At 60.9% G+C, this 26,738-nt stretch carries 22 protein-coding genes and 1 tRNA gene; 12 read left to right on the plus strand and 11 right to left on the minus strand.

Annotated elements, in window-relative coordinates:
• The first annotated feature begins 37 nt into the window (after positions 1-37).
• Genes FIV09_RS09195 through FIV09_RS09205 form a run of 3 tightly spaced genes read left to right on the plus strand, consistent with a single transcriptional unit; the run spans position 38 to position 4,172 of the window.
• Positions 38-739: a response regulator gene (locus FIV09_RS09195; RefSeq protein WP_152449659.1), complete on the plus strand. Its 702-nt coding sequence runs from the start codon at positions 38-40 to the stop codon at positions 737-739.
• Positions 740-768: 29 nt separating this feature from the next.
• Positions 769-1,959: an FIST N-terminal domain-containing protein gene (locus FIV09_RS09200; RefSeq protein WP_172975673.1), complete on the plus strand. Its 1,191-nt coding sequence runs from the start codon at positions 769-771 to the stop codon at positions 1,957-1,959.
• On the plus strand, positions 1,956-4,172 hold the full coding sequence (locus FIV09_RS09205; RefSeq protein ID WP_152449660.1) for a PAS-domain containing protein: 2,217 nt from the start codon (positions 1,956-1,958) through the stop codon (positions 4,170-4,172). The genes FIV09_RS09200 and FIV09_RS09205 overlap by 4 nt, the downstream gene beginning before the upstream one ends.
• 61 nt (positions 4,173-4,233) lie before the next feature.
• On the opposite strand, the gene FIV09_RS09210 is transcribed toward FIV09_RS09205, so the two are convergent.
• Positions 4,234-4,521 carry a hypothetical protein gene (locus FIV09_RS09210; RefSeq protein ID WP_152449661.1) on the minus strand — a complete coding sequence of 96 codons (288 nt, stop codon included), beginning with the start codon at positions 4,519-4,521 and terminating at the stop codon, positions 4,234-4,236.
• 184 nt (positions 4,522-4,705) lie between these two features.
• Positions 4,706-5,992, minus strand: a complete 1,287-nt coding sequence (locus FIV09_RS09215) for an ATP-binding protein (protein WP_152449662.1) — start codon at positions 5,990-5,992, stop codon at positions 4,706-4,708.
• 55 nt (positions 5,993-6,047) lie between these two features.
• Here FIV09_RS09215 and FIV09_RS09220 point away from each other — a divergent pair, with 55 nt between their 5' ends.
• The 5 genes from FIV09_RS09220 (at position 6,048) to FIV09_RS09240 (ending at position 11,102) form a co-directional block, all read left to right on the plus strand.
• Entirely contained in the window at positions 6,048-6,968 is a 921-nt protein-coding gene (locus FIV09_RS09220; RefSeq protein WP_152449663.1) for an MBL fold metallo-hydrolase, read from the plus strand.
• A 69-nt stretch (positions 6,969-7,037) separates the two neighbouring features.
• A tRNA-Asn gene (locus tag FIV09_RS09225) sits at positions 7,038-7,112 on the plus strand.
• A 131-nt stretch (positions 7,113-7,243) separates the two neighbouring features.
• Entirely contained in the window at positions 7,244-9,553 is a 2,310-nt protein-coding gene (locus FIV09_RS09230; protein ID WP_152449664.1) for a DUF6538 domain-containing protein, read from the plus strand.
• Between the two features lie 388 nt (positions 9,554-9,941).
• The gene (locus FIV09_RS09235) at positions 9,942-10,421 is read left to right on the plus strand and encodes a hypothetical protein (protein WP_172975674.1); all 480 of its coding nucleotides are present in this window, start codon (positions 9,942-9,944) and stop codon (positions 10,419-10,421) included.
• 339 nt (positions 10,422-10,760) lie between these two features.
• The gene (locus FIV09_RS09240; protein ID WP_152449666.1) at positions 10,761-11,102 is read left to right on the plus strand and encodes a hypothetical protein; all 342 of its coding nucleotides are present in this window, start codon (positions 10,761-10,763) and stop codon (positions 11,100-11,102) included.
• Between the two features lie 400 nt (positions 11,103-11,502).
• On the opposite strand, the gene FIV09_RS09245 is transcribed toward FIV09_RS09240, so the two are convergent.
• Together FIV09_RS09245 and FIV09_RS09250 are read right to left on the minus strand one after the other, a co-directional pair.
• The gene (locus FIV09_RS09245) at positions 11,503-12,222 is read right to left on the minus strand and encodes a hypothetical protein (protein ID WP_152449667.1); all 720 of its coding nucleotides are present in this window, start codon (positions 12,220-12,222) and stop codon (positions 11,503-11,505) included.
• A gap of 110 nt (positions 12,223-12,332) precedes the next feature.
• Complete coding sequence (locus FIV09_RS09250) at positions 12,333-14,477, minus strand: hypothetical protein (protein ID WP_152449668.1); 2,145 nt, start codon at positions 14,475-14,477, stop codon at positions 12,333-12,335.
• A gap of 249 nt (positions 14,478-14,726) precedes the next feature.
• Here FIV09_RS09250 and FIV09_RS09255 point away from each other — a divergent pair, with 249 nt between their 5' ends.
• From FIV09_RS09255 to FIV09_RS09265, 3 genes are read left to right on the plus strand one after another with little or no spacing between them, the layout of a single operon-like run.
• Positions 14,727-14,954: a helix-turn-helix domain-containing protein gene (locus FIV09_RS09255; protein WP_152449669.1), complete on the plus strand. Its 228-nt coding sequence runs from the start codon at positions 14,727-14,729 to the stop codon at positions 14,952-14,954.
• Between the two features lie 26 nt (positions 14,955-14,980).
• Positions 14,981-17,065, plus strand: a complete 2,085-nt coding sequence (locus FIV09_RS09260; RefSeq protein WP_152449670.1) for a site-specific integrase — start codon at positions 14,981-14,983, stop codon at positions 17,063-17,065.
• Positions 17,066-17,093: 28 nt separating this feature from the next.
• Positions 17,094-18,407: a tyrosine-type recombinase/integrase gene (locus FIV09_RS09265; protein WP_152449671.1), complete on the plus strand. Its 1,314-nt coding sequence runs from the start codon at positions 17,094-17,096 to the stop codon at positions 18,405-18,407.
• A gap of 272 nt (positions 18,408-18,679) precedes the next feature.
• On the opposite strand, the gene FIV09_RS09270 is transcribed toward FIV09_RS09265, so the two are convergent.
• The 4 genes from FIV09_RS09270 to FIV09_RS09285 form a co-directional block, all read right to left on the minus strand.
• Positions 18,680-18,895 (minus strand): hypothetical protein, encoded by a 216-nt coding sequence (locus FIV09_RS09270; RefSeq protein WP_152449672.1) that lies wholly within the window; start codon positions 18,893-18,895, stop codon positions 18,680-18,682.
• A gap of 1,484 nt (positions 18,896-20,379) precedes the next feature.
• On the minus strand, positions 20,380-21,459 hold the full coding sequence (gene tcuB / locus FIV09_RS09275) for a tricarballylate utilization 4Fe-4S protein TcuB (RefSeq protein WP_371417758.1): 1,080 nt from the start codon (positions 21,457-21,459) through the stop codon (positions 20,380-20,382).
• A complete protein-coding gene (gene tcuA, locus FIV09_RS09280) occupies positions 21,443-22,834 on the minus strand; it encodes an FAD-dependent tricarballylate dehydrogenase TcuA (RefSeq protein ID WP_152449673.1) in 1,392 nt (463 codons plus the stop codon). Before tcuA ends, tcuB begins: the two co-directional genes overlap by 17 nt.
• On the minus strand, positions 22,831-23,502 hold the full coding sequence (locus FIV09_RS09285; protein ID WP_152449674.1) for a GntR family transcriptional regulator: 672 nt from the start codon (positions 23,500-23,502) through the stop codon (positions 22,831-22,833). Before FIV09_RS09285 ends, tcuA begins: the two co-directional genes overlap by 4 nt.
• A gap of 74 nt (positions 23,503-23,576) precedes the next feature.
• On the opposite strand from FIV09_RS09285, the gene FIV09_RS09290 reads away from it, so the two are divergent.
• Complete coding sequence (locus FIV09_RS09290; RefSeq protein ID WP_152449675.1) at positions 23,577-24,632, plus strand: AbrB family transcriptional regulator; 1,056 nt, start codon at positions 23,577-23,579, stop codon at positions 24,630-24,632.
• Positions 24,633-24,664: 32 nt separating this feature from the next.
• On the opposite strand, the gene FIV09_RS20365 is transcribed toward FIV09_RS09290, so the two are convergent.
• The 3 genes from FIV09_RS20365 to FIV09_RS09300 are packed head-to-tail and all read right to left on the minus strand — an operon-like array spanning position 24,665 to position 26,737.
• The gene (locus FIV09_RS20365) at positions 24,665-24,826 is read right to left on the minus strand and encodes a hypothetical protein (protein ID WP_172975675.1); all 162 of its coding nucleotides are present in this window, start codon (positions 24,824-24,826) and stop codon (positions 24,665-24,667) included.
• A gap of 11 nt (positions 24,827-24,837) precedes the next feature.
• Positions 24,838-25,647: a universal stress protein gene (locus tag FIV09_RS09295; protein ID WP_152449676.1), complete on the minus strand. Its 810-nt coding sequence runs from the start codon at positions 25,645-25,647 to the stop codon at positions 24,838-24,840.
• A gap of 4 nt (positions 25,648-25,651) precedes the next feature.
• Complete coding sequence (locus FIV09_RS09300) at positions 25,652-26,737, minus strand: 4-oxalomesaconate tautomerase (RefSeq protein WP_152449677.1); 1,086 nt, start codon at positions 26,735-26,737, stop codon at positions 25,652-25,654.
• Position 26,738 lies beyond the last annotated feature (1 nt).

Consider the following 26,738-nt stretch of genomic DNA (forward strand, 5'->3'; position numbering starts at 1 on the left):
TTCCTGCGACAAAGCGTACCAATCAGGACCGGTTCCCATGATCCAAGCCGCCAGAGACGCCGACACTTCCCGCCTTTCGAGCGCGCTTGTCGTGGACGATCATCCGCTGTTTTGCGACGCGCTGACGCTCACCCTGAACTCGATCTCCGATTTCGAGACGGTGGCGACGGCGGGCACCTTGGCGGATGCGCTTGATGTGATCGACGAAGGCGCTGTGGATTTCGTCGTGCTGGACCTGAACCTGCCCGATGTGAACGGGCTCGACGGACTGGTGCGGCTGCGCAAGGCCGCCCCCGAGGCGAAGATCCTCGTCGCCTCCTCGATGGCGGATAACCGCATGATCTGTCACGCGTTGAAGGCTGGCGCGAACGGCTTCGTGCCCAAGCATTCGCAACGCGCCGTCTTCGCCAAGGCCTATGAGGCGATGACCGAGGGCCGCGATTTCCTGCCCGACGGCTATATCGATCCCGATGGCGGCCAGACCGGATCGGCGCCCGCCGATGCGCTGGAGCGGCTGGGCACGCTCACCAATCAGCAGGCGCGCATCCTGTCGCTGATCTGCGAGGGCCGCCTCAACAAGCAGATCGCCTATGAGCTTTCCATCGCAGAAACCACGGTAAAGGCCCACGTCACGGCGATCATGCGCAAGCTCGGCGTGCACAGCCGCACACAGGCGGTGCTGATCGCGCAGGAGGCCAGCTTCGCGAAGGTCTTGCCAAGCGGTGAGGAGACCTCCTAACCTCTGCCCCAGGGAGAGGACATTCTATCTTGGACGGAGCACTCGACAGCTCGGGCGGCGCTGCGCGGCATCACGCCGCCATTCTGCGCACGGCACAGGTTTCGGCGGACACGCCGGATGCCATGGCGCGGATCGAAGCGGCAATCGGACCCGGCCCCTTCGCCCTCATCTGTCTGTTCGTCACCGATAGCGCGGATTTCGCGGGCCTTCTTGCCGACGCGCATCGCCGCTTTCCCGGAACGCCGATCATGGGCTGCACCACGGCCGGTGAGATCGGGCGCACGGGCTACGAGGAGGGCCAGATCGTTGCCAACGCGTTCCCCGCGTCGGACTTCCACGTGCGGCTGGTCAGCGTGCCCAACGTGCATGACATCGCCGCACAGCCCTTCATCGACAAGGTGATCCAGACCCGCCATGAGCTGAGCGGTACGGCCCCGCAGAACTGGTCGGAATTCGCCTATCTGATGATCGACGGTCTGTCGCTGCGCGAGGAACATCTGACCTTCATGCTGGCCACGGCGCTGGGCGCGATGCCCCTTTTCGGTGGCTCTGCGGGGGACGGGACGCGCTTCATGCGCACGCAGCTGGCCTGCGACGGCGCCCCGCGCCAAAGCGCGGCGGTGGTTGCGCTGATCCGGTCGCGGGCCCCGGTCAAGGTCTTCAGCATCGACCACCTGGTGCCGACGGAGACGCGTATGGTCGTCACCGGCGCCCGCTCGGGCGAGCGGATCGTGACGGAGATCAACGCAGCCCCCGCCGCGCAGGAATATGCGCGCCTTCTGGGCAAGGATCCCAACCAGCTCGATCCCTTCACCTTCGCGGCACACCCTGTGGTCGTCCGCCTCGGAGACAGCCACCACGTGCGCGCGATCCAGCGGGTGAACGAGGACGGAGAGCTCGTGTTCTTCTCCGCCATCAATGAAGGCATGGTGCTGACCCTGGCCGAACATGCCGATATCGCGGACCATCTGGACCGGGCATTCGGTGATCTGGCCGCATCACAGCCGCCTGTTCAGATCATGGCCTGCGATTGCATCCTGCGCCGGATCGAGGCCGAGAAAAGCCAGCGCAGCCGCGACATCTCGGAGATCTTTCGCCGCCACAACGTGACCGGATATTCGACCTATGGCGAACAGATCGGCGCGCTGCACGTCAACCAGACCCTGACCGGCGTCGCCTTCTATCCGCCCGAGACCGCATTGGACGACCTGCCGCAATGAGCTCCGCCTCGCTGATCAATCCAGCCGATTCCGTCGAGACCCAGAACGCCAAGCTTCTGCACATTGCCGATGCGCTGATGCGCCGGATCGAGAACCAGACCGCGCAATCGGGCGCGGCCTATGCCCAGTTCGAACGCGCGGCCCTTCTGGAGAAACGGGTGCGCCAGCGCACCGAGGAGTTGGAGCGCACGCTCGATCTGCTGCAGGATTCGAACGCGCAGCTGGCCCGCGCCAATGCCGAGGCCGAGGATGCCCGCCGTGACCTCGCCGATGCGATCGAGACGGTGAAGGAGGGCTTTGCGCTCTTTGATCCGCAGGACCGGCTGGTGATGTTCAATTCGCGCTTCTGCCGCGATTTCCGCGATGTCGCCTCGGATCTCGCCCCCGATCTCAGCTTCGAGAGCTACATCGAGCGGATCGCCCATAGCCGGTACCTCGCCCTGCCCGATGGCGTCACCGCCGAGGCGTGGCGCGCGCGCCGGCTGATGCGGCACAAGGACCGCAATGTCATGTTCAACGTCGAGCTGACGCAGGACCGCTGGCTGCAGGTGTCCGAACAGCGCACCGGCAAGGGCGGCACGGTGGTGCTGCAAACGGACGTGACCGACCTTGTCCGGATCGAACGGCAGGAACGCGCCCGGCTGGAAAGCGCGCAGGCGCGGATGATCCAGGCCACGCTCGACCATCTCAACCAGGGCGTCGCGATCTTCGATGCGGATGGCAGGCTTCTGGGCTGGAACAAGAAGATCGGCACGCTTTTGTCGGTGCCCGCCCGGCTTATGCAGCTCGGGGTGAGTTTCACCGTGATCCTCGACCAGCTCAGCCACGGCTTTGCCTTCCTGGGCGGGGTCGATCGGACGATCTTCCGCAGCTGGGCGCAGACCGGATATCTCGAAAACCCCATTTCCTTCGAGGTGCGCCACGGCGCGCGCGACATCCTGCATGTCTTCGGACGCGGCCTTCCCGATGGCGGCTTTCTGATCTCCGTGACCGATGTGACCGCCGAGCGCGAGGCAGCGCAGCGTCTGTTCGAGATCAACGAGATGCTGGAGCAGCGCGTGATGGAGCGCACGCTCGAGCTGGAAGATGCGCTGAGTGCCGCGGAACGCGCCAATGCCTCCAAGAACCGGTTTGTCGCCGCCGCCTCGCATGACCTTCTGCAACCGCTTTCGGCGGCGGAGCTGTTCATCGGCTCCCTCTCGGACAAGCTGGGCGACGCGGCGGACCGGCAGGTTTTGGCCAAAGCCGGATCGGCCATCAAAAGCGCGGTCAGCCTGATCGACGCGCTGCTCGACATCTCCAAGCTCGACAGCGACAAGCTGCATTTCGACATTCGCGCCGTGGCGCTGTCCGAGATCCTCGATCCCTTGCGTGACGAGATGGAAGTTCTGGCCGCCGAGAAGGGCCTGCGGCTGACCATCATGCCCACCCGCGCCATCGTCGAAAGCGATCCCGCCTATCTGCGCCGCGTGATCCAGAACCTCGCGGCCAATGCGATCCGCTACACGGAGGAGGGCCGCGTTCTGATCGGGGTCCGGCGGCAGGGCAATTCGGCCCGGATCGAGGTCTGGGACAATGGTCCCGGGATCGCCGAGGAAGATCAGGACGCCATCTTCGAGGAATTCCACCGCCTCGATCAGACGGCGAGCCGCAATGACGGGCTGGGGCTCGGCCTCGCCATCGTGGAACGGGCCTGCACGCGTCTCGGTCATCCCTTGGGTTTGTGGTCCGAGCCCGGTCGCGGCTCCTGCTTCCAGGTCTCGGTGCCCGTCGCGGGCCAAACCGATCCGAAGCGTCACGATCCCGCACGATCCCGCAAGGTCGATCTGGGTCTCAGCGGACTCATTGTGCTTCTGGTGGAGAACGAGCCGGAATTGCGCCGCGCCATTCAGCTTCTGATCGAAAGCTGGGGCGTGGACGTGATCGAGGCCGAGAACGGCGATGCCGCGCTGAGCCTTCTGGAAGATCTGGACATCATGCCCGACGCGTTGATCCTCGATCAGCAATTGGGCGCGGGGCCCAAGGGCACGGAGCTTTTGCAGGAACTCACGCGCCGCTTCGGGCCACGGCCTGCGGTGATCCTGACCGCCGACCGGTCGGAAAGCGTGCGACGGACCTGCGAAGATCTCGGTGTCGAGCGGATGCTGAAACCGCTCGACCGGACGCGTCTCGGCGCGTTTCTGAGCGAGGCCTGCCTGAGCCGGACCGACTGAGCGTTGCAGGCGTCAGACCCCTGCCCCGACGATCACGCCCTCCGACAGTCAGGCGACCGTCTCACAGCATGATCTTGCACCGGCTATGGGCGTTGGGCTGGCCGATATGGCGCGGGTTGAGCACCAGCATCCACTGCACCGGATAGCCCGGCGCTTGCGTGCGGCTATAGGAACAGCCGTCCGGCGTAGTGAACCATTGGCCGCTATACCCGGCGGGCGGGCTGCCCGCGCGGCCCTGGGCATCGCCCTGCGTGGAAATGATGACGGTGCTTTGTTGCGAGACTTGTTGCGCCGTGGCCGCCAACGGAAGGGTTGCGGCAAGCGCGGCGAAAATTGCGAGTTTCTTCATGGGACGGAGCGCTCCTGCGAGAGTTGAGAACGCCCCCACAGAAGCCCGCCAATCGCGGCAAAATCGTGCCGCTCCGCGCGTCGAACTCTGGCGATTGCCTAAAGTCTTAGGAAACGGATGCGAGGGGTCCGAAGGTGCTGCTGCCAGCCCCACCGACCCTGCTCGTATGTGCGATGCCCGAAGACTACCGCGCGATGACGATATCGGCCCGGAGGCCGCCCATGGTCTCGCTCTCGCCCAGCCGGAGCACGCCGCCATGGGCGCGCGCGATGTCCGCCGCGATCGCAAGCCCCAGCCCCACGCCCGAGCCGCGGTTCTGGTTGCGCGCGGGATCAAGCCGCGTGAACGGCCGCGTCGCCTCCTCGCGGCTGTCCGGTGCGATCCCCGGCCCGTCATCCTCCACCCGCAGCCTGAGCGCGTTGCGGGTGACGCTGACCGAGACCTCGCAGCGGGTTCCGTAGCGCACGGCATTGCCAATGAGGTTTTCCAGCGCGCGGCGGATGGCGACCGGGCGCAGGGCCACCTCGCCCGCGCCCTCGACCTCCCGAAGCGTGACAGCGCGGCCCGCACGCTGAGCGTCCTCCACGACGCGGGTGGCCAGCTCCACGGGATCGGTGGGCTCCGGCGCGCCCGCTTCGGCATTGTCGCGCGCGAACTCGAGGAAGGCGTCGATCAGACGCTCCATCTCGGCCACATCACCGAGGAGCGGTTCGCTCTCGGCCTCGTCCAGCATCGACAGGCCCAGCTTCAGCCGCGTGATCGGCGTGCGCAGGTCATGACTGACACCCGACAGCATCATGGTCCGCTGCTCGATCTGGCGCTCGATGCGCGCGCGCATGTCGAGGAAGGCATGCCCCGCATTGCGCACCTCGACCGCGCCCGAGGGCGAATATGGCGCGTGCCGCCCCCGTCCGAAGGCCTGTGCGGCATCGGCAAGCCGCGTGATCGGGCGCAACTGGTTGCGCAGATAGAGATAGGCGATGGCCGTCATCAGCACGCCGAAGAAGATCATGTAGACCAGAAGCTGGTGCGGATTGGAGGCCGAAGCCCGATCCCGGTCGAAGGTGACCTCGATTAGCCCGTCCGCCCGGCGCAGATAGACGAAGACTTCCTGATCGTTGGGCAGCCTTGCGGCCACGAAGTTCGGCAAATTCTCCGACAAGGTGCGATTGACGACGAGCGCGGAGAAGTCGAACCAGCGACGCCCGGTGCCGGTCGGAAGGTCCGCCTCCGTGATCGGGCGGACCTCGAAATCGAGCATCACCTCCCGGAACGCATTGTCCCGGGCCAAGGCGACACTCATCGCCCGCGCCACCTCGCTCGACATCTGGCGGGTGACTTCCTCGAAATGTCGCTGGATGAAGATGACCGAGATGACAAGCTGCAGCGTGACCACCGGCAGGATCAGGATCAGGAAAGCCCGGCCGTAAAGACCGCGCGGCAGGTAGCGTTTGAGCCATTCGAAAGACATGGTTATTGCTAGCGCAGCGCGCGCGCCGCCGCCATCGCGAAAGGAGCCCTGCCCGATGTCAGATCCCGCCTCTTCCGGTGCCGCCTCCCCGCCGCATGGTGTCGCGGAGACGCTGGCACCCCGGCTGAGGCGCGTTCTGGCGCCCAACCCATCGACGATGACCCATCAGGGCACCAATACCTACCTTCTGGGCGAGCGGCAGGTGGCGATCATCGATCCCGGGCCGGACGATCCCGCCCATCTCGAGGCGATCCTCTCCGCCGTGCCGAAAGGCGGCGAGATCAGCCATATCCTCGTGACCCACGCACATCTCGATCACACCGGTCTCGTGCCGCGTCTCAAGGCCCGGACAGGCGCGCCGGTTCATGCCTTCGGCGATGCCTCCGCGGGGCGCAGTGCTATCATGCAGGACCTCGCCGCACGCAGCGATGTCGGGGGTGGCGAAGGTCAGGACCGGGCCTTTGCTCCGGATCATCTCCTTGCTGATGGCGATGTCCTGGAAGGCACCGATTGGCAACTGACCGCACATCACACGCCCGGCCATACCGGGAACCATCTCGCCTTCGAATGGGAAGAGGCATTGTTCGTGGGCGATCTGGTCATGGGCTGGGCCAGCTCGCTCGTCTCGCCCCCCGATGGCGATCTGACCGATTTCATGACCTCGCTGGAGCGGTTGGGCCGACGTGACTGGCAGCACTTTCATTCCGGTCATGGCCCGGTCATCGAGGCCCCCAATGCGCGCCTTGCCGAGCTGCGCGATCACCGGCTTGGCCGCGAGGCCCAGATCCGTGCAGCACTTTCGAAACAATCGGGCACCGCCCGCGCCCTGGCAGAGCGGATCTACACTGATATCCCGCCCGCGCTCCTGCCCGCGGCTTCCCGGAACGTCCTCGCGCATCTCATTGATCTCTATTCCAAATCCGAGGTCCGCCCGCTTGGTCCATTGTCCGCGGACGCGATTTTCGAACTTTCCTGACCGAGGTGCGATTTTTTCCGCTCGCCCCTCTGGACGCCCGGAATCGCTGTTGCTATACGCACCTCGTGTTCCGGCGTAGCTCAGCGGTAGAGCAGTTGACTGTTAATCAATTGGTCGTAGGTTCGATCCCTACCGCCGGAGCCAATCACCCAGCAAAGGGTTGATTTAAAAAGAAAAAGCGGTCCCTCGGGGCCGCTTTTCTCGTCTCGGACACCGAAACTGACACACCCATCACACACTCCGTACACAGCGGAGTCACACGGGAGTCAGACCCAGTGCCGAAGCACCGCCATACCGCCATCCCCCATCTCGAACTGCGCGCTCAAGGATATGTCTGGAGGCGCCGTCTTCCCCGCGATCTGATTCGTGAGAGCGCCCCGATTCCCGTTTTTCGGCCTATTTCGATCATCCCCCAAGCCTCTGAATTTGTAAGGAAATCCCGCAATTCGAGTCAAACTTCGGGAAATTCGATTCAAACCGGGAAAAAAATTTCGACAGGAAAAACGCTGACGGGCCTTAAAAATAGAGAGTCAAACCAAACCGCCCCGAAAATTGCGAAATCTACGCACTTTATTTCTTTGCGGACACGCGATTACGACGTCGCCGCCGAGCGGGCCCGACGGCTCACGGCGCTGAGTGACCAGATCTTTCTATTCGCGACGACAACGATGTCCCTGACCGCACAAGACACATCGAGACTCCTCACCGAATTGGCGCGGTTCGAAATCGCGGCCGCGGATGCCATGCGCGCATCCGAGGATCCGCGCTCCGCCCTGGCGGCGCAGGCCTCTCTCGATCGCGAGCGCGCCATCCAGGACTGCCTGCGGGATGCCTATTTCCGGCGGGATTACTCGGTCGTGGAGGAGCCTCTCCGCGCTGTGGCTCAGAACATCGGTGTTGCTCTTCCAGACTTTGCGTCTCCTGACGCGCGATGGATCGCACACGAAGCCACGCGCGTCCTGCTCGATGTGAGCCAGGAACGCGAGCGGCGCGACCGGGGCGAGTTCTCGCAACCCAGCCCTTATTTCCAGCGCGCTCTGGGGTCCGGTCCAATCCACGCGCCCGATCAGCACGTTCAGGCCGAAATCCCGGCAGCCCTGCGTGGTGCCTTCGCATCCACGCGTCACGACGAAATGCAAATGAATGAGGACGATATGTTGTTCCCAAGACCAGCCTTCATAAAGCCGAAATCGACATCAGAGGCATCGCAGGACACCACACCGAAACCGGGCGCAATCCGTGCGTCGCTCAAGGAGCATGGTGTGCTGTCGATCCTGTCTGAAGACAGAATCCAGCTTCTCGAGAAAGGTCCCTCGATCACTATCTCGGAGGCCTTCTCCGTCTTTCTCGAGCTCAAGACGCAAGGATGCCACGACAACTGGGAAACAAAGCAAAAACCGAACAAGTCGGTCGGGCAGAAGTGGCAGAAGTCATCGGCCGGCGCGCTCCGGACCGGTCAAAAGATCTGGATCGACTTCCTCGGGGACGTGCCGTTTTCGGAGGTGGAAGAGGACGCGATCGATGAGGCGGTCGCAAAGATGTTCGATATTCCGAAGCATCACGGCAAAGGCGGTTTTTACCGCCCGGTCAACGGCTACGTTGACCTGATCGAACGGGCGCGTGCCAAGGAAGAGGAGGACATGAACGCGGTCGAGCGGACACTCCGGGACGAGGGCTGCGATGATGACACCTTCATCGAGGACCGGCGCCGCGAAAAAGCAATCCCGACCATGCGCGCCGACACCTACATGCGCCATGTGAGGGCACCGAACAAGGTGGCCAAGATGCTCCTTGCCTTCGGCGTGATCGACAAAAACCCGTTCCGGCACTGTACCTTCACCAATGACGAGGAGCGCCGCCTTAAGAAGACAGAGGCGAAGATCGCGCGTCAACGCTGGGATGACAGGTTCTTCCAGCTTCTCGAGACGCCGGTGTTCCAGGGCAAGGCAAACGGCATCGACGACCCGCTGTTCTGGATCCCGCTGATCGCCGATCTTCAGGGAGCTCGGAGCGAGGAGGCGGCACAGCTGGGGCCGGATGATTTCGGAAAGGAGGATGGCATTCCCTTCATGCACATTCGCCAGGCACCGGGCAATAACGTGAAATCCGAAAGTGGCGACAGAAAGCTGCCCATCCACCCTGCCCTCATCGACCTCGGGCTTCTCGACGTCATGGAGCACGCCCAGGCGAAAGGTCAGACCCGTATTTTCCCGTCGCTCAATCGCGGAAAGACCAAGGAGACCTTCACCGAAAATTTCACCAAGGCCTTTGGCTATTACCGCAGGACCCATGGCGTCTACTGGCATGGCCTCGATCTCCACGCGCTGCGGACGACGTTCCATTACCAGCTGATGAAAAACAGCTGCCCTGGCTACATCAAGCGCAACCTCATGGGCCACGAGCCCCTCGATGAGGGCGAGAAGTCTTACGCGCAGGACGGTATCCCGCTGCCGACGCTGCTCGAGCATGTCGCCAAGGTTCCATTCGATGTCGGGCGAGTGGTCAGCCCCGTGCGGACCAAGGGGCTCACTGCGACCGCCATTAAGGCCGCTCAAACGGGCTTGAGGATGGTCAAGGCTTCCTGAACCCATCGGTCGGTGCCGAGGTGCTCGGCACCGACCTCAAAACCAACCGGCTCTCCTCAGGAAGCCGTCATCCAAATCTCGCGAAGAAAGGAGCCAATATTAAGCTCAAATATCAACTCGGCCTGCTTGATACCGCCTGCATCGTGAAAGACGGAGCAAATGTCAGCAAGGCCGCGTTCATTGACCTGTTGCGTCGACTTCTGCCCATTGGCGACCCAAGGGACATTACCCCGAGAAGCTTGAATTGCTGCTCGAAGCCATCGCCTGGCCAACGCCTGCGTCCTGGGAGTTTCAAAATATCGAAACCATCCAGGACATCCTACAGGCGGCGCACCGTTGTTCTTAGGGCCCTCGAAGTCATTCATCGACACCCTGCGGACCCGTGGTGATGATCAGGCGGACTTGGCGCAACCCGATGCGTTCGAGGAGATCCAAAAAACGAAATCAACGAGACGACCAACAAGAACAAAGAGGGCAGGCAGCATACTTCTTCCACCTCCGAACAGAAAATTTCTTTTGTGGGAAAATGAAGGATATAGCTTCCGTCTTCTCCCGGAAGAACAATTTCCTATTCAAGGAGCTTGCTCGCACCCTTGGCAACCCAAAGCAAAAATTGTCCTATCAAATGGAGAACATCATGGACTTGAAAATTGTAAAACTGACCGACCAAACCTTCGCTTTGGCAGAAGTTCACACCAATCAAGGTGTGATTCAAATCGAGGCTGAAGTTATGTCTGGAGGGCTTCCCGCCGAAATTGGCAGCATCACCTGGAAGGAAAGTGGTGAAGACGCCCTGCTGCATATCGCCAACTGCCTTGATGAAGTACGGAAAACCATTTCTTCCGCCGCGAACGAAATTTTGGGCTGAACAACCTCTCGTCTTTCGTGTCAAGAACATTGGGCGGCCCTCGTGGGACGCCCTTTATTGTTCTCATTGAGTACACTTACCCAAGAATATTAAATATGATTCTCAGAGCCAGTGGTGCGCTTTATTCCTTGCATAGCTTTCAATCCCAGAATTACTGAGGCCAAAAATGTGTGCACTTAAAACTTTCAGTAGGTAATGTGCCGATAACGCAGTGCCAAAAATTTGAAGCTGCGTTGCGTTTTCTTTTTTCGACGCTTCAATCGAAAAACTTTGAACATGGCTTCTGCACACTGCGTACGGATCCATGTACTGCTAAATGAAAACAGAAGGATAGAGAAAATGATCATGGAGCCAACCATCAAACAAATTTCCGAAGAACGCGGATACTCTGCAGCCGATATTTCTGCAGGAAATATGTTTTATAAGCGAAAGAACCGGCTTGAAAATCCACCGGGAGAATTTGACAAGGCAGGACGTTTTGAGGCCTATGAACGGACAGCTTCCGTCACCAATGCACGCACGCCCAGCCGAGCTTATCCATATTCAGAGCTGAAGGCCGCGCGAACGGCAAAACACTGCGCCGAACTTTGCGCAGAAAAGGAGCTGCACACCAAAAGAATATGCCGGGCATATGAAGTCGCTCAAGACGTTGAGGCCGCGCATGACGAGATTGCTTTTTAAAGCACACTAAAGACGATTCTGAAGAAAGTATAATTAAAAAATTCTTCGCTAACACAAATATTGCGAATCCGATTCTATCTGGCCTGAAGCTTTGAATATTTTAGGAATGCGAGCAAAAAGTTAGTGTTGAGAAAAAAGCTCAATTAAAGCAATAATATATTAGATCGAGGCCATGAAAATTTTGCAAATCTGCAGTTGCCGCCAAGGCAATCAAAGGAATATTGCGCGTATAAATTAGACAAGCGCGACTGACCATTTTCAGAAATAATTGTAGGTGCAAGTAACGCAGATAATTTAAGATTTCCTGTCATAAGTCAAAAATTTCAGCTGGTGGCTAATGGCGCTTGGGAAAACCTCAGCGCCATTTTTGGTTCACTCGAAAACTTTACGCCGTACATGCCTACTTCGCATCATTTTCGTAGCAGACTGTTCGAAAACGCAGAATTATCTGATCATCTTCGGCCAAAAACTGGTACCCGGAATTGAGGCCCAGTAGATGACCTGCAGCTTTCTGGGTCTCAGCCCATCGCAACGCTGCTGCGCGTTCGACTTCAAGATTATCCATGATTTTCTTGGGTAGTGGCCGCGCTGTTCGCTCGATACGCTCATGCGCGCTCTCGTTCGCCCGGATTTTTTCTTCCCGCTCAGCGAGGATGCGAAGCATCAATCCTGAGGCATAGTCGGCTCCGAGATTGAGCTTGCGCGAATGTTTCGGAAGTTTTCGTGTGAGAACAGTCAATTCGTCTTCCGACACTCTGCTCGGATTTAGCAACCCTGCGTAATTCGGTGTCTTGGCCTCTTCTTCGACAATCCAGTTGAGACAAGGTGCCCAGAGTTCGTTCGTCGCGTGCCAGGGCGACGAGGCAAACGTCACGGTCGCGGCGAACTCGTTGCTCTTGGGCTTCTTGCCCTTCAGGTTGGAACTGATTTTGATCTCCTTCAGCGCTCCGTTCTTGTGAAAGGCAAAACGGCCCAGCACTGGCATCCGAAAATCGTGCCGCTTCAGCATGTCGCGTATTTCACGCAGGGTCATGTCGTCATAATTTTGAAGAAAACGCGCTGCCGCTGACGTGAGTTTCTGCTTGAGATTGAGCGGTATGCTTGGTGCCGGTACGAGCATGATAGTCTCCAGAAAGGTGTCGGTACTCGGGACATGGGTGCGACTGGTCGAGCGCAGAAATCCGTCATCACGAAGTATGTCGCAACAAATGAGCCGGTAGCGTCTTGTGGTCAGACAGACAGCAATGACTTGAGGTGAGCGCTCAAAGCATTGTTTTTGATGTGCTCAAGGCTGAACGCCCGCTTCTTCATGCTCTGTGTCATTCCAGCTTTCAGCTGTTGGAAGAGCGCTTTCTTGACCGGATTCCTGCGCAGGAAATGTTTCACGGCCTCTTCGGTCTCAAAGACTTTCGGTGCGGCTCTGGATAGCTCAGCGTAAGTCAAACCGAAGTTTTCGTTGTCAATTAGCCCAGTGATCACTGCGCTCTCAAGTCGGGGCACGCACAGGTCCTGCCACGAGACCAGCGCATCTACTGGCAGCCCGGGGAGAGGTATGTTGCATCCAATGATCACGCGCTTTGGCTCCACCGCACGTGCAAGCCGGAGTCGCTCGATGATCTGCCGGGATGCGGCTTCTCGCGCTTGAGCCTGGAGACGACGAATGCGGCGATCGGGATGGCAAGGAACCTTGACGCCCTTGGCACTGCCATCAGTCATTTCGAACGGGATTTCCTCCTCGGGCAGTATCCGCTGTCCAGCCAAGTCCTCTTCGACGAGCTGCAATGGATCCTCGGCTGTATCACCCCAAAGCGCCCTGCCCTTATCCTCCAACTCGTGGATCGGGATTTCCTCGCGTCCTATGACCACGGCGCAGGAGTATTGCTCATAACGGTTGATGCCGAGAGATCGCCCCCCGAACCACGTCCACGATGCGCCGTGCAGGTCTGTGTTCAACATGACCTCGTTCGCCTGCGCCGGCGTCATGCCTTCGAACGAGTAGCCGGCGTCCTCGAAGAACGCTTGAACCACCCTCTTGGACGCGCCAACGAGGACACCGGAGTTCGGACCCAAACGGTCCCGGAGAACCTCACGCGTGACGATGCGCCGCCATTCCTCTCGAAGTATCGGAGACTTGCGCAGTGTGCCTGTCGCCATCCGCCGGTCGTGCACCTGCTGGATGATTGCGTTGGGCCGAAGGAACAACTCGGTGTCTTGAATGATATCACACCCAAGCGCCGAGAGAATTTCTGGATCTGCATCTGCATCCAGCACCAGCAACGGCTCGCTGTGCGGCAATGGCTTTTTTCTCAGGACACGCAGAACGGGCTTCTGGTTCTTGTGATACAGGCGAACACGTTCGCATTTTTCCAATGCGTTGGCTTTGGCGTCGGCCAGCATGTCCCAGAGGGCAGCCAATCGGATGGACATCTGGTGATTGCGCTCGACCTGATCCAAAAGCGCCGACTGTGTACGACTATCTTGGTCTGGAGCGAAGTCTGGTATCTTCGACGTCGCTTCGCGCTCCAATTGGGCAAAAGCTCGGTAGTCCGCGGACGAATACTCCAAAGACATTGGCCCGCTTCCATTTTCAAGCGACCCAATAACGTCTTTAGCAGCTTTGAGGAGATCGGCTTGCGGACCATTCTTGGCGCGCGGGAGGTTTGCTCTCGGCGTGCGAAATGTCTCTGCTTCAATATCCAAGGGCTTTACGAACCCTTGCCAAAACGTCTCATCCACAACGCGCTGGTCAGGCTTTGCTTGGTCGGGGTTGGGAAGCTTGAAATATGTCGTGGCGAGGAAGCGATGTGACGTCTGATCTTTGAACTGCCCGAGATACGCACACCACTCGAAATGCGGGCAGCGCGTCACGTTCCCCTCGTCGTCTTCGCGTTCGCAGAAGTTTTCTCGAACAGATATTCCCAAACGGCTGGCACGCTCAACGGTTTCTGCCTTTGCGCACATCGGGCCATCTCCATCCGGCTGCATCGCGGAGCGTCCGCGGATCGCTTGTGCGGCTAAGCCCAACTCTGCCGCCTCCTGCGCCGCTTCCTCGGCAAGCGAGAGTGTCGGCACATGGAATGCGACAAGTCTCGGATCCCCGGCCACGGCGCACGCTGCCATGAGCTTTCGTTGTCCCGTACTCTTCCCGGATCCAGGGCTGGCCCGCACGATCGCCGTGGGAACTCCGTCGCCATCTCGCGGCGCTTGCTTCAGAACGAAATCCGCAGCCTGCAGCGCCTGGCTGAGCTGATTTTCAGCCTCCGCCAGCGGCGTGAAGCGCGTTTCCTTTGCAGAGACGCAAACAGCATACGCCCCCGCTCCACCGAAGCGTCCATTCCGATCACGCTTGATCACCGTGTCTGTCTTCAAGTCCATCGTCAGTCTCCATTTCTGATCTGACGAGAACGTTGGTCCGGTATGGAAAACACGGAAGAAAAAGTTGGATCCGGAAAAAGGGTGTCATCCCGGTAGTGAATATCTTCTACCGGCGCGACACCTTTTCGACCCTGCGCTGAGAACGGAAGTTCAAGCAAATTATTCGTATTATTGGAAATTTCTGCGCCGAAAATTTTCGTGACCGTCTCATGGGACCCACTTCCTCCTCGAGATGATGGAGGACACCACATGAAGAAACCCACCTATTACAGCGCGAACGAGGTTGCCGAGATCTTCAAGCGCGATCCGCACACGATCCGCGACTGGATCAACCACGGCTGCCCGACACCGAACGGGATGGTCAAACTGCAAGCGGTCAAACTCGGAAAATCCTGGACGATCAAGGATGAGTGGCTGGCGGTCTTCGAGCTGAGGGTCCGGCCTGAGCCTGGGAGGCCGGACCTCGATCTCGAATGACACCAAAGCCTGCAAAGGAAATCCCAATGGCACTCGATACTCTTCTGCAATCTTATCTCGACTCTTCCGGCGAAAGCATGCGCGCTCTCTCCCTGCGCGCTGGCCTCAACCCGAAAGCGGTCTCCGATATCCTGAACATTCCGGGACTCAAACCGCGCCATGCAACATTGGCGGCTCTCTCCGAAGCAACCGGCCACGATCTGTTCGCCGCTGTGGGTGAGATGCGCGTGACTTACGCGGACCTAATCGCGCAGGCGCTCAAGACAGGAAATCGAGCGCTCGCGTCGAAGCTGCGTTGGCTCTGCCGCAAAGCTGGGTGGACGCCCGAGTTGCGCGCAGTGTGCAAGCAGGACGTGATCGACTTCTTCGACGCGAACACGGCGGCTCGGTTCGGTCTTACCGAAGGCAGCTTTGCCACCTACCGCTCCGCCCTGATCAAGGCAGCCGGGCGTGGCGAGCCCCGCCAACGCAAGAGGCGGATTGACGATATCACTGGTATCTACCGTGATGTTCAACAGGCCATCAAGAACAGTGCGCTCCCGAAGTCCGCGCGCCTGTCAGCAGGATCCTTTCTGCTGTTTTTGCATGACGCGGACATCGCTCCGGGAGAGATCACCACGGCGACCCTCGGCGACTACTACAATCATCGGATCGCGGTTTCGCCCAAGAGCGAAGCGCAATGCGAAAAACACGTGCGCGAGATCGCAACACTGCTCAAGCGCTTGGCCAACGCCCCGGACTTCTCCGACTTCGGTTTTGTAGCAGCAACTCATCCGTTCGCCGATGCACGCAACAGATACGGCGTCGCGGACGAAACGATTGCTCCGCTGATGGCAGAGTTCGACGCGCGTGTCGCGCCTTGGGTTCTCGGGGAGTTGTCCCGAGACGGAAAGACGCGCGAAGCCTTCATCGCCGAACTCGATGCCAGGCACTACGAGGAGCCCATCGCAGACAAGAAGGCTTTGCTTCGGGCCAAGCGCCGGGAAAAGGCTCAGCGGTCGGGGCAGCCCGAGCAAGACTGCGGGAGTGCGCGGAACGACGCCATTCGGAAAGCCGGGTTTCTTGTTGGAAAGGGCAAGTGGAGCGAGGAAACTCTGAGGACGCGCCGGGGCTATGTCGTGTCGATCGCTAAGGCTCTATCGGCGTCGACCAGTATCGTGCCAGACACTGTCGAGGAACTGACCGATCCGGAATTCCTGGAGGCGGCGATGCAAACGCTCAAGGAGGCCAACCAAGGCGAGTTTCCGAGTTCCTATCTCTCGACGGTCCTGAAAGCGATCCGAAAGATTGCCCAGGATTATCAATGCCGATCCGCCGAGGATCTGCTTTTGATCGACGACCTGATCAAACTGCACAAAGCTGGTTTCAAGGGAATTTCCCCGCGCAACAAAGCAAAACTGCGCCAGTTCAACGACGCCAGGATCAAGAACACGATCAATTTGAGCGGTGAGATCCTCAAAGACGTGAACAGGACAATCGACCAAAGACGAACGGCCTGGAAGAAACGCCACGGAATGCTTCCGAAACCTGTGGAGGTCGTCGATGCAGAACTCGCGCGTGACATCATGGCGGCGCTGGCGCACGACATTCTCCTGTCGCGCGCGCCGCGGAGCGCGAACGTGCTGCAAGCGCGCTTGGACTGGATCAACTGGCAGGACGACCGGGCCCGGATTGTCGTTCCGGCCTCGAAGGTCAAGATGCGTGAGGCAGGTGATGCCGATCTGACCATCGTGCTCGCCCGCTCCACGAGTCGCCTGCTGCAGACGTATCTGCACACGGTCAGGCCGAAACTGGTGAAGGATCAGCAGGATACCAATCCCTACCTCTTTCCGGGACAGGGTGCGACAACCCAAGACGGTCACTACGGTGCCCTACTCGAGCGCGTGACCCGGATCCTGCATAGCAAAGTCGGCGTGAAGATCCATCCGCATCTCTACCGGCATCTGGTTGGCTGGATTTGGCTGAAGGAAAGCCTCGACAATCTTCCGAAGGTTCAGAAGCTGCTCGGGCACAAGCGTATCGAGACGACGATCGAATTCTACGCGGAGCTCGATGAAAACCTGATCTCGGACGAATGGCTCGCAGTTCTCGACCGCCGCAAGGCAGCCTGAACACTGATACCGACAAGGACACGCAATCATGAATGCTCACCTGACCCTGTTGTGCGCCATGCGCGCTGCGGGACCCCACTCCGGGGTCCCGCAGCACGATGAACTCCAGGAACACCTGCAAGACCGATTTTCAGAGGTTGGAAAATCCGCATGGGCGGAGTTTGCCCACGTGCAGCGCGTAGCGTCTGGCATTTGGGGCGCGGAAGCCACGGCGCATTTCGGGCAAGTGCTCCGCGCTGCTCGTGTCTCCGTGAAAACGAAGCGCAAGACCGACTGGCAACTTGCCGAAGACGCGATTGAAAGGCTCCCGAGGCCATGGCGCGACGCATTGCGCGGCCATGGGGAGCTTTCGAAACGGGGCGAACGCGTGAAAGGCGCGCGGCTCTGGAGCGCAGCGCATCTTCGCAACGTCGCGTTGGCCCTCGGGCGGTGGGCAAATCACTGCCATGCCTCCGGGCTCCCACAGACACCTACGGGTGCAAGCCTCGATGCATATTCGCGCGCGGTGGCCAATCGCACCACGGCCCGCACCGCGGCCGATTACGCTGCGCGCATCCTTTCCGGTTTCTCGATCATCGCGCCTGGCTTCTCCTCGGAGGCTTGCGATTTCGTCGCTCAGGACTGGAAAGAACGCGCCGCCGAAGAAGGCTGCTCCACGAAAACCGGTTCGCAACTGGTCGGCGCGCGTCGGATCTATGATCTCGGATTTGAACTCATAGACTCGGCCCGCGAACGACCTGTCCGAGGTCCACAGGCGGCAAAGGAATTCCGCAACGGCATTCTGCTGGCCCTGGCGACCGCCCTGCCCCAGCGCGCTCGCGCGATGTCAGCCTTGGCCTCCGGCACGACGCTCCAATTGATCGGTGATCACACCGTCCGCATTTGGCTTCCCGCCCGGTTGCTGAAGCTCCCTGAAGATCAGAAGAATGGCGAGCCGTTCGAACGGCTGCTGACCAGTCAAAAGCTCTACGCGGCTGTTGAGGAATATCTGGAGAAATTCCGGCCGATCTTCGACGACGGCACCTTCCTGTTTCCGTCATCGCTCAATCGCGGAGAAGCGGTAACTGAGAAACATCTCGGGCGGCTTGCCGGTGATCTGACAGCGCGCGCCTTCGGCGTCCGTGTGTCGCTGCATCGCCTGCGCGATAACGTGGCGACGGAGGTCAGCGAGCACCTTTCCGCTGGCGGACGGAAAGCGGCGTATCTTCTCGGGCACAAGGACGAGCGCACGACGCGGCGTCACTACGATCATTCGCAAGGGATTGCCGTGGCCCAGGAGTTCATCGACCTTCTCGAAGAGAGGCGAGCAGACGTGCCGGACCTGGCTCTACGAATGCGCTAAGGGGATTTCCGCTCACCACCGCAGGCCGCTGAAAATACTGCATTTTCCGAAGCATGTTGAGAACGGGGGCCAATCACCCGCACGGGATGATGATGGGGCGTTTTCAACAAAATCCAGCCTTCGCCGAAACTTCCGCAACACGCTGTATGCCTTTAGCACACGCCTCAACACGCTTACTGTCAGATGAAAAGTTGCCTGTTGAAAGTGGATTATTGGTGCTCATGGCCTTGGACTTTGAACAAGGACGTTTCGGATGGATGGCGACCGAGCAACTATTTCCTCAGCGTGTCATCTTCAGGATCGAGGCCGGCACCCAAACGTCGCGCACGGCGGCTCGCAAAGAACGCTTCTTCTTGTGGTCCAGGTTTGCCCATCTTCTCGGTGAACAGGTCGAGCCATAGCTCTTGCTCAGCTTCGTTCAGCTCTGTCGTCAAGAGCTTGCCCGAGAGGACTAGCTCAATTTTCGCTCTGTCGATCTGCTGTGTCATGATAAGGCCTTCCGTTTTCCAAGACCCCTGCGCCAGCATGAATATCACGCCAGCGTCTTCGCTTTCAACCAGACAGGCAGATTACAGCGACTTGCAAGAATTGTAGAGTCTCAGTCAAAGATCGGACAAACGAAGGCATGAAGGTGTTTTTGACCCTCGACGTTAGAGGGTGGCCGCAAACCGCCCTTCGTGTCGGCCCAAGCGTTGTTCCTGAACTTGAATCAAACTTTGGGTAAATCGCTTCTGTTTAGTGTCAAACGATCCATCTTCTTCTCATGGCGGCTGTGCAAGCACACACTGCCGAGGATTTGTGCTATCGAGTGCGAGAAAGGAGGTTGAGCAGGTCCCGGACCCAAATAGGCCAGTACTCGAGAAAGATCGTTGGTCATCGTCAAAAAGCGGCGCGCCGTGGGAAGCTGATCACCCCCAGACGCGATGACATCCGTTCGAACGGAAACGCCTCATTATCCTCGGCACACTCACTTGCCGACCGCAACAGAAGGTCGACCATGGCGGCCTTTGAAGTCCCGGCCACCGACGGGAACATCGGACGAGCGCGGTGGCGCTCGCTCTCAAACGCGGAAAGCGAATGGAAACATATTGCGGCGCGCGACTCTCCAACGAGAAAAGCCTCTCGCTGGAGGACGTGCCCATGCACTGAGGATTAACGTCCCGGCGTCACAGAGGCCTCTTTGTGACCGACACAGGCATGTGCATTCACGATCTGATGAACGGCTCAAAGCCCCTGAGCAAACCACCTGTCAGGTAGTCCCAAGAAATCGGACAGGTAGGCCCGCAGGTAAAACTCGTCGTCTTTGAAGTTCGCTTAAGGCGCTCGACGAAGACGTTGTAGCGCCAAGCGCCTTTCCCTTCCATGCTGGATCTTGATATCCCTGTAGGGCCGTCACGAACGACCCTGAGCCGCCGTTGACCGGTGGTTGATGATGCTGCGGTGCGGCCCGTCGAACCGGCCATTCGTGCATCGTACAGCATGTTCGGCAGGCGAAGGTCGTCTGTGCGGACCTTCCCGCCATTCGCCGCGACTGCTCGGTTCTCGCCGCGACCGCGAAGGCAATCGGCAGGGAGGGCGGACACCGGACCTTCGCTGCAAGTGCATAATCCCACGTGAAGATCACGTGAAGCCGACATTTGGACGGCTGTCACAGCACGCTTTCCGCTGCGCTACCGCAAAGCATAATCGAGCCCAATTTGCATGACGCAGCGCCCTCAGCGAACGGCTGGAAATTTACATACTGTGCTCGTCTTCAGATAGCCCGGTGAGCAATAACCTCACCTATGAGGGATCAGCGGCTCCCGCACGCAATAGGCCCGAGTAGTCGCCGTCTTAGACCGGTCGATGTGGAGCTCCTCAACGGCCTGCCCAAAAAATGGGTCGCAATTTTAGCGCGCATACAAATGAGCTCAGTAACATTTTTTAAGGCAGGTGAAGAGACTTTTAGAATCCGATGAGATCGGACAGTTTCTCAGTCTGTCCCAGCACGCTGTCGCCCCGCCTCAATAGTCAGCGCGGCCAGCCGATAGAAACCGTGCGCCATCTTGGAATAGGGCGTCAGTAGAAAGAAGGTTAGCACGAGGCCAAGATGCAGAGCCAGAAGCCACGCAACGGCCCCGGTGCCCGTCGCGACATAAAGCGCGAGCCCCGTCGCCCCAACCGCACCAAGCAGAAGGACAAAGGCCATCTCGCCGCCCCAAGCGCCTTGCGCGCCAAGCTCGGGATCGGCCTTGATCTTCAGCCAGGCGAGCGCCGCGGATCCGATTGTCAACAGAACCCCGCCGGGAACACCCAGAAGTTTCGGCAGGCTGAACAATCCGTAGGGCGCTTCCAGCCCGAAGGCGTAATGCATCACGGTCGCGCTTGATGTCGAGGCGACGCACAACAGGAAGCCGTAGAGGACCGCTTGGTGCGCGTATCGGCGCGCATGGCTGAACCGGTCTTCGTTCTCGAAATTGCAGCCGTCGCCATGCCCGCCTTCGAGGTTGCGCATCTGTCCCGCCGAGCGCAGCGCGGATCCCAAATCGCTAAGCCCGAGGCGCACAGCTCCGGTCGACCGCCAATATCCATGTAGGGATACCACCAGCGTCAAAAGTGGCAGCACAAATGCGGGCGCGAAGATCGCGACCATCAGACCATGAGACATGTAGGCGTAGAAGCCTTCACCGCTTTCGGGACGCACACCCTGCGCCACAGCGAAGAGAAGCGCGAAGGACAGTGTCAGCAGTGCTGCCATTGCGACGCCAGAGCGGTCGAACAGGTCGGAGAAGGCGCGCGGCCAGGCATGCGCTTTCCAGCTGTCCTGCCGCACATCGGCAAGCGCCCGCGGCAAGTTCAGGTCGAACTCGTGCGGGGCCGTGTACTGGCAGGCATAATAGCAGCCCCGGCAATTGTGGCAGAGATTGGCGAGATGCGTGAGGTCGGCCTCGGCAAAGGCGCGCTCACGATGCAGCGCCGGAAAGACGGAGCAATAGCCTTCGCAGTACCGGCAGGCATTGCAAATCTCGGCCTGGCGGCGCGCCTCGGCGATCAGGTCAGGTTGCATTTGCATGTGCCGCGGCCTCCTTGCCTGCGATGCGTCCGAAGACGGTCCCGATCGTCATACCGAACCCGGCGAGGTATCCTTGGCCCAGGATCGATCCGGCCATGGTCTCGCCCGCGGCCCACAGGTTCGACACGGGCCGGTTGCCGATAGCGCATTGGGCGTGATCGTCCACCTTCAGCCCGAGATAGGTGAAGGTCACGCCTGTGCGCAGCGAATAGCCGTAGAATGGTGGCTCGGTGATCGGTCGCGCCCAGTTGGTTTTCGGCGGGTTGAGACCGGTTGTGGACACACCGTCCAACTCGGTCGGATGGAAGTCCGACGTATCCCCGCAGCTTCGATTGAATTCATCCACCGTCTTTCGTAGCTCGTTGGGCGGCAGGTCCATCTTTTCGGCCAGTTCCTCGATCGAAGCGGCCTCGATGGGCGGGAAGACTGACGGCATGAACAGCTTCAGTGATTTCGAGTCGATGATGACATAGCCCACCTGATCGGGTTGCGCGGCTACGAGCCGACCCCAGATCGCGTAGCGCTTGGGCCAGACATCCTCGCCCTCGTCATAGAAGCGTTCGGCATTCTTGTTCACCACGATGGAGAAGGGCACGCAGTCGAGGCGCGTGACGATGCCGCCGTCGAATTTGGGCGCACGGCCGTCTATGGCCACTGCGTGACACTGCGTCGGGTCGCCCACCTGCTCCACGCCCTGATCGAGCAGATCGGCCAGAACGACGCCGCGATTATAGGGCGTGCCCCGGATCAGGAAGTTCTTTGCCGCAGGCCCCCAGGCCCGCGCTAACCAATCGGTATCGGCCTGAAAGCCGCCCGACGCCACCACGACGGATTTCGGCGTGACCCGGTGCGTCTTGCCGCCCTGGGTGTAATCCAGCGCGACGATGCGGTCGTCCTCGCGTTCCAGATGGGTGACCGCAGCCTCGTATTCCACCCGCACGCCAAGGACCTCCGCCGTGCGGTAATAGGCATTCACCAGCCCCTTGCCGCCCCCGAGGAAGAACGCGTTCGTGCGCGCCAGGGACAACGTGCCCGACAGCGACGGCTGAAACCGGACACCATGCGCCTCCATCCAGGGCAGGCATTCCTCGGAGGCGCGGATCGTCATCCGGGCAAGGCCCTCATCGGTCTTGCCGTCGGTCACCTTCAAAAGATCCGCGAGGTATTCCTCTTCGGTGTAGCTGTCGATCAGCGGGCCGAGGGGGCCGTGATGCATGCAGCGGAAATTGCGGGTGTGGCGGGAATTGCCACCGCGATAGGGCTTCGGAGCGGCCTCGAGGATCAGTACCCGCGCGCCCGCCTCGGCGGAGGTGATCGCGGCACAGAGCGCGGCATTGCCGCCACCGATCACGGCGATGTCGATGCACTCGCTCACAAGAGGTCTCCGTCATAGGTTGGCCGGGCACGCAAGGCGCGGACCCGGACCCGCTGGGCCGCCTCGATATGCGCGCGCATCGCGGCTTCGGCCCCGGCGCCATCACGCGCGGTGATCGCGGCCAGAATGTCGCGATGCTCCGTCACGGCCTTCTCGGCGCGGTCAGGTTCGGTCAGCGTAGTGGGGCCGAGGATCATCAGCGCTTTTTGCAGCGACGTGATCGAGCGGCTGAGAAAGCGGTTCTTGGCGGCATCGAGGATGGCCGCGTGAAACTGACGATTGAGCGTGAAGGCCTCGGGCGCGGTGCCGATCCGGGCCAAAGCGTCATTCATGTCGCACAACTCCTCGATCTCGATCTCGGAGGCCGCGCGCGCCGCGAGACGGGCCGCGGTTCCCTCAAGCACGGCGCGCATTTCGTAAAGCTCCATGACCTCCGCGTAATCCAGCATGCGGATGCTGGCGCCCTGTCGCGGCACATGCGCCACGATCCCGTCTGCCTCAAGCTGACGAATGGCCTCGCGCACGGGGGTTCGCGACACGCCGAGCTGCTCGGCCAGTTCGGTTTCGCGCAAGCGGTCGCCGGGATTGAGCCGTCCTTCGCGCAATACGTCGAGGAGACGTTGATAGGCCGTGTTGCCCTGCGGGGAATTGATGTCGTCGCTTGCCATGGCTGCCTTCGGTCTATCTTGTATCCAGCTGGATACAGGCGTAGACAATAATCGTCAAGACAGCGGTGAGACCCATGAGACCCCAATTCCAGAGCCCCCATGCGCGTCGCCTCCTGACATTCCTGCTGGCGGCTATCGGCACCGCGCTGTTCTGGCTCCTGTCCCTGCCGCTGCCCTTCCTGTTCGGCCCCATGGCGCTGTGCCTCGCCGCTGCGCTGGCGCATCTGCCGCTCAAGGGGTTCGGTCAGGTATCGGTTGCCGCGCGGACGATCCTCGGCGTGGCTGTCGGCGCCTCGATCACGCCCGAGGTCATTGCGGAGATGCCGCGCATGGCGCTCTCCGTGGCGCTGATCCCCGTCTTCATCGCGCTGATCGCCCTCATCGGCGTGCCGTTCTTCCGGAAGTTCTGGGGCTTCGACGCCCCCACGGCCTATTACGCCGCGATGCCGGGCGGCTTGCAGGACATGGTCATCTTCGGCACCGAAGCCGGGGGCAATCCGCGGGCGCTGTCGCTCATACACGCGACGCGCGTGCTGATGATCGTGACCCTGGCGCCGGTCTTTCTGACGCAGGTCTACGGTGCGGGCCTGACCAATCCCATCGGCGCACCGGCCGCCACGCTTCCACTGCACGAACTGGCGATCATGGCCGCCGCCGCCTGGATCGGCTGGAAAGGCGGGGAGCGGATCGGCCTTTTCGGCGCTTCCATCCTCGGGCCGATGATCCTGACCGCCGCGCTCTCCCTGGCGGATGTGATCCATTTCCGCCCACCTGCGGAGGCCATCCTTGCCGCGCAATTCTTCATCGGCTGCGGGATCGGGATCCATTTCCTCGGCGTGACCTGGGGCGAGCTGACCCGCGTGGTGGCCGCGGGCATTGCCTATGTGCTCGTTCTGGCCGTGCTTGCGGCTGTGTTCGCCGGTGCTGTGACGGCGCTGGGCCTCGGCCAGCCGGTCCCGGCCTTCCTTGCCTTCGCGCCCGGCGGGCAGGCGGAAATGACCGTTCTGGCCATCGTGACCGGAGCGGATCTGGGCTTCGTCATCGTGCACCACCTGACGCGCATCGTGCTGGTGATCGTCGGCGCGCCGGTGGCCGCCCGGTTTCTGGCTCCGAAAGCCCCGCGCGGCTGAAAGGCACGGCTGAGCGGCGCCGCCTCGCGGACTCAGCCTTCTCCCGACAGCGCCCGGAGGGCCCGCGCAACGCGGCGATGCAGATCGGCGAGCAACCGGGGATCGCCCTCCTTATCATCCATCTTGCGGCAAAGCGTGTCGCGAAGATCCATCAAGGCCTTCTCGGCGGCGCGCAACTGGGCGTATTCGGACATCGCAATCTTCCTCAATGCGACAGCAGGACAGGGATCGGCGTCTCGCGCAGAACCGCAGCGGTCACACCGCCCACGAAATCCTCGCGGAACTTGGAATGCTCATAGGCGCCCATGACCAAGAGCGCCGGGTCGTTCCGGCGGCAATAGCCGAGGATCGACGCCGCGACCGGATGCCCTTCGGGCCAGGCTTCGTGCACCGCATCCACATCATGGCGGTCGAGATGCAAAAGCAGGTCCTCCAGCCCCGGCGCGCTTCCCACCGTCAGGACGGAGACACGGCCCTGCGCTTCGAGAAGCCGCAAGCTGTCAGACAAGGCGCGGGCCGCCGCGCGGCCGCCATCCCATGCAAGTGCGGCGTGAGAATGCCGCGCATCGGCATCGTATCCCTCCGGCACGACAACCAAAGGGCGTCCCGACATCAGCGCAAGCTTGTCCGGATGCAGGCGGATATGCGCGTCATCACCGACGAGCGGACGGCCCGCGAAGATCATGTCGAAGGTGCGCCCGGTCTCGGCCAGAATCGTATCGACCCGGCCGGGTGCGGCGCGGAAACTCAAGCCGTCGCCAAGCTGCAAATCGCCCCGAAGCGCGTCGAGCTGGGCCTCGATCTCGCGAAGCAGGTCGTTCTTGGCATCCGACAGCAAGGCGCGGGCTTCGCGCGGAATCCAGCGCGACGACGTATCGAGCGTGTCATGGGTCGAATAGGCCAGCATCGCGGTCACGTGCGCCTGCCGGTCCCGCGCAATGGACGCGGCATAGCGCAGCGCGGCTTCGGCAGACGCGGTGCCATTGAAGGCCACGAGAAGGTTCATGATCGGCATCGCCTTACCCTTTCCAGACCGAGGCGGGCACGAAGACCCGGCCTTCCGCCAGTTTGCGGGCGGTGCGCAGAAGGCCCGCGGATTTCAACTCGAACCCGTCCGTGTCGTCATAATCGACGAGCACTTCGATGGTCCCCGAGGGATGTTCCAGCACCACGTTTGCCGGGCTTTCCTCGGGGCGGATCAGCAGACCGTCTGCCACGGTACCCGGCGTCAATGTGCAGGAGGCCAGGCATTGCGAGCCGGTGACGGCCATGCTGGGATGCGTGTTCCACGGCATGAAATACCGCGTGGCAATGGTGCCGCCGTCGCGTGCGGGGGCCAGCAGCCCGAATTTCGGCGTCACGGATTTCGAGACATCGCCCATGCCCATGCGGGCACCGGCCTCGAGGCGGATCGCCTCCATGCGGGCGAAAAAGGCGGTATCGGCATCAAGCTCCGCCGCGCTTTCGTAGCCGGTGAGGCCGAAATCCGCAGCGCGCGCGATGACGATGGGCATGGCGACATCCATACAGGTCACCTCGATGCCGTCGATCTCGTCCCGCAGGTTTCCCGTGGGCAGGAACGCTCCGGTCGAGGAGCCGACCACGCCCATGAAACTTAGACCGATGGGCGCAGCCGTGCCGGGCACGCTCGCAATGGCGGTATCGCCCTCATAGGTCAGCGCGCCCTGCGGCGTCTGCACCCGCGCGAGGACCCGCGCGCCGGTATTGACCGCGCGGATCCTGATCTCGGTCTCATCACCCGACGGCGTGATCAAACCCATCTCGATCGCGGCGGGCCCGACGCCCGACAGGACGTTTCCGCAGGTCGGCTTGAAGTCGACAAGCCTTTCGGTGACCGAAACCTGCGCGAAGAAGTAGTCGATATCGGCCCAGTCGTCGTCCGACACCGAGAGCATCGCGACCTTTGTCGTCACTGCCGCCCCGCCGCCGATGCCGTCGATATTCAGTGGATGGCCCGCACCGAGGGCAGCCATCAGCACCTCGGCCAGCGTCTCGCGATCCTCGGGCAGATCGGCGCGGTTGAAATACGGGCCCCGCGACGTGCCTCCGCGCAGGAACAGGAAGGGGATGGCTGTCTGTGTCATC

Origin of the sequence: Roseivivax sp. THAF197b (assembly GCF_009363255.1) — a bacterium.
GTDB lineage: Bacteria > Pseudomonadota > Alphaproteobacteria > Rhodobacterales > Rhodobacteraceae > Roseivivax.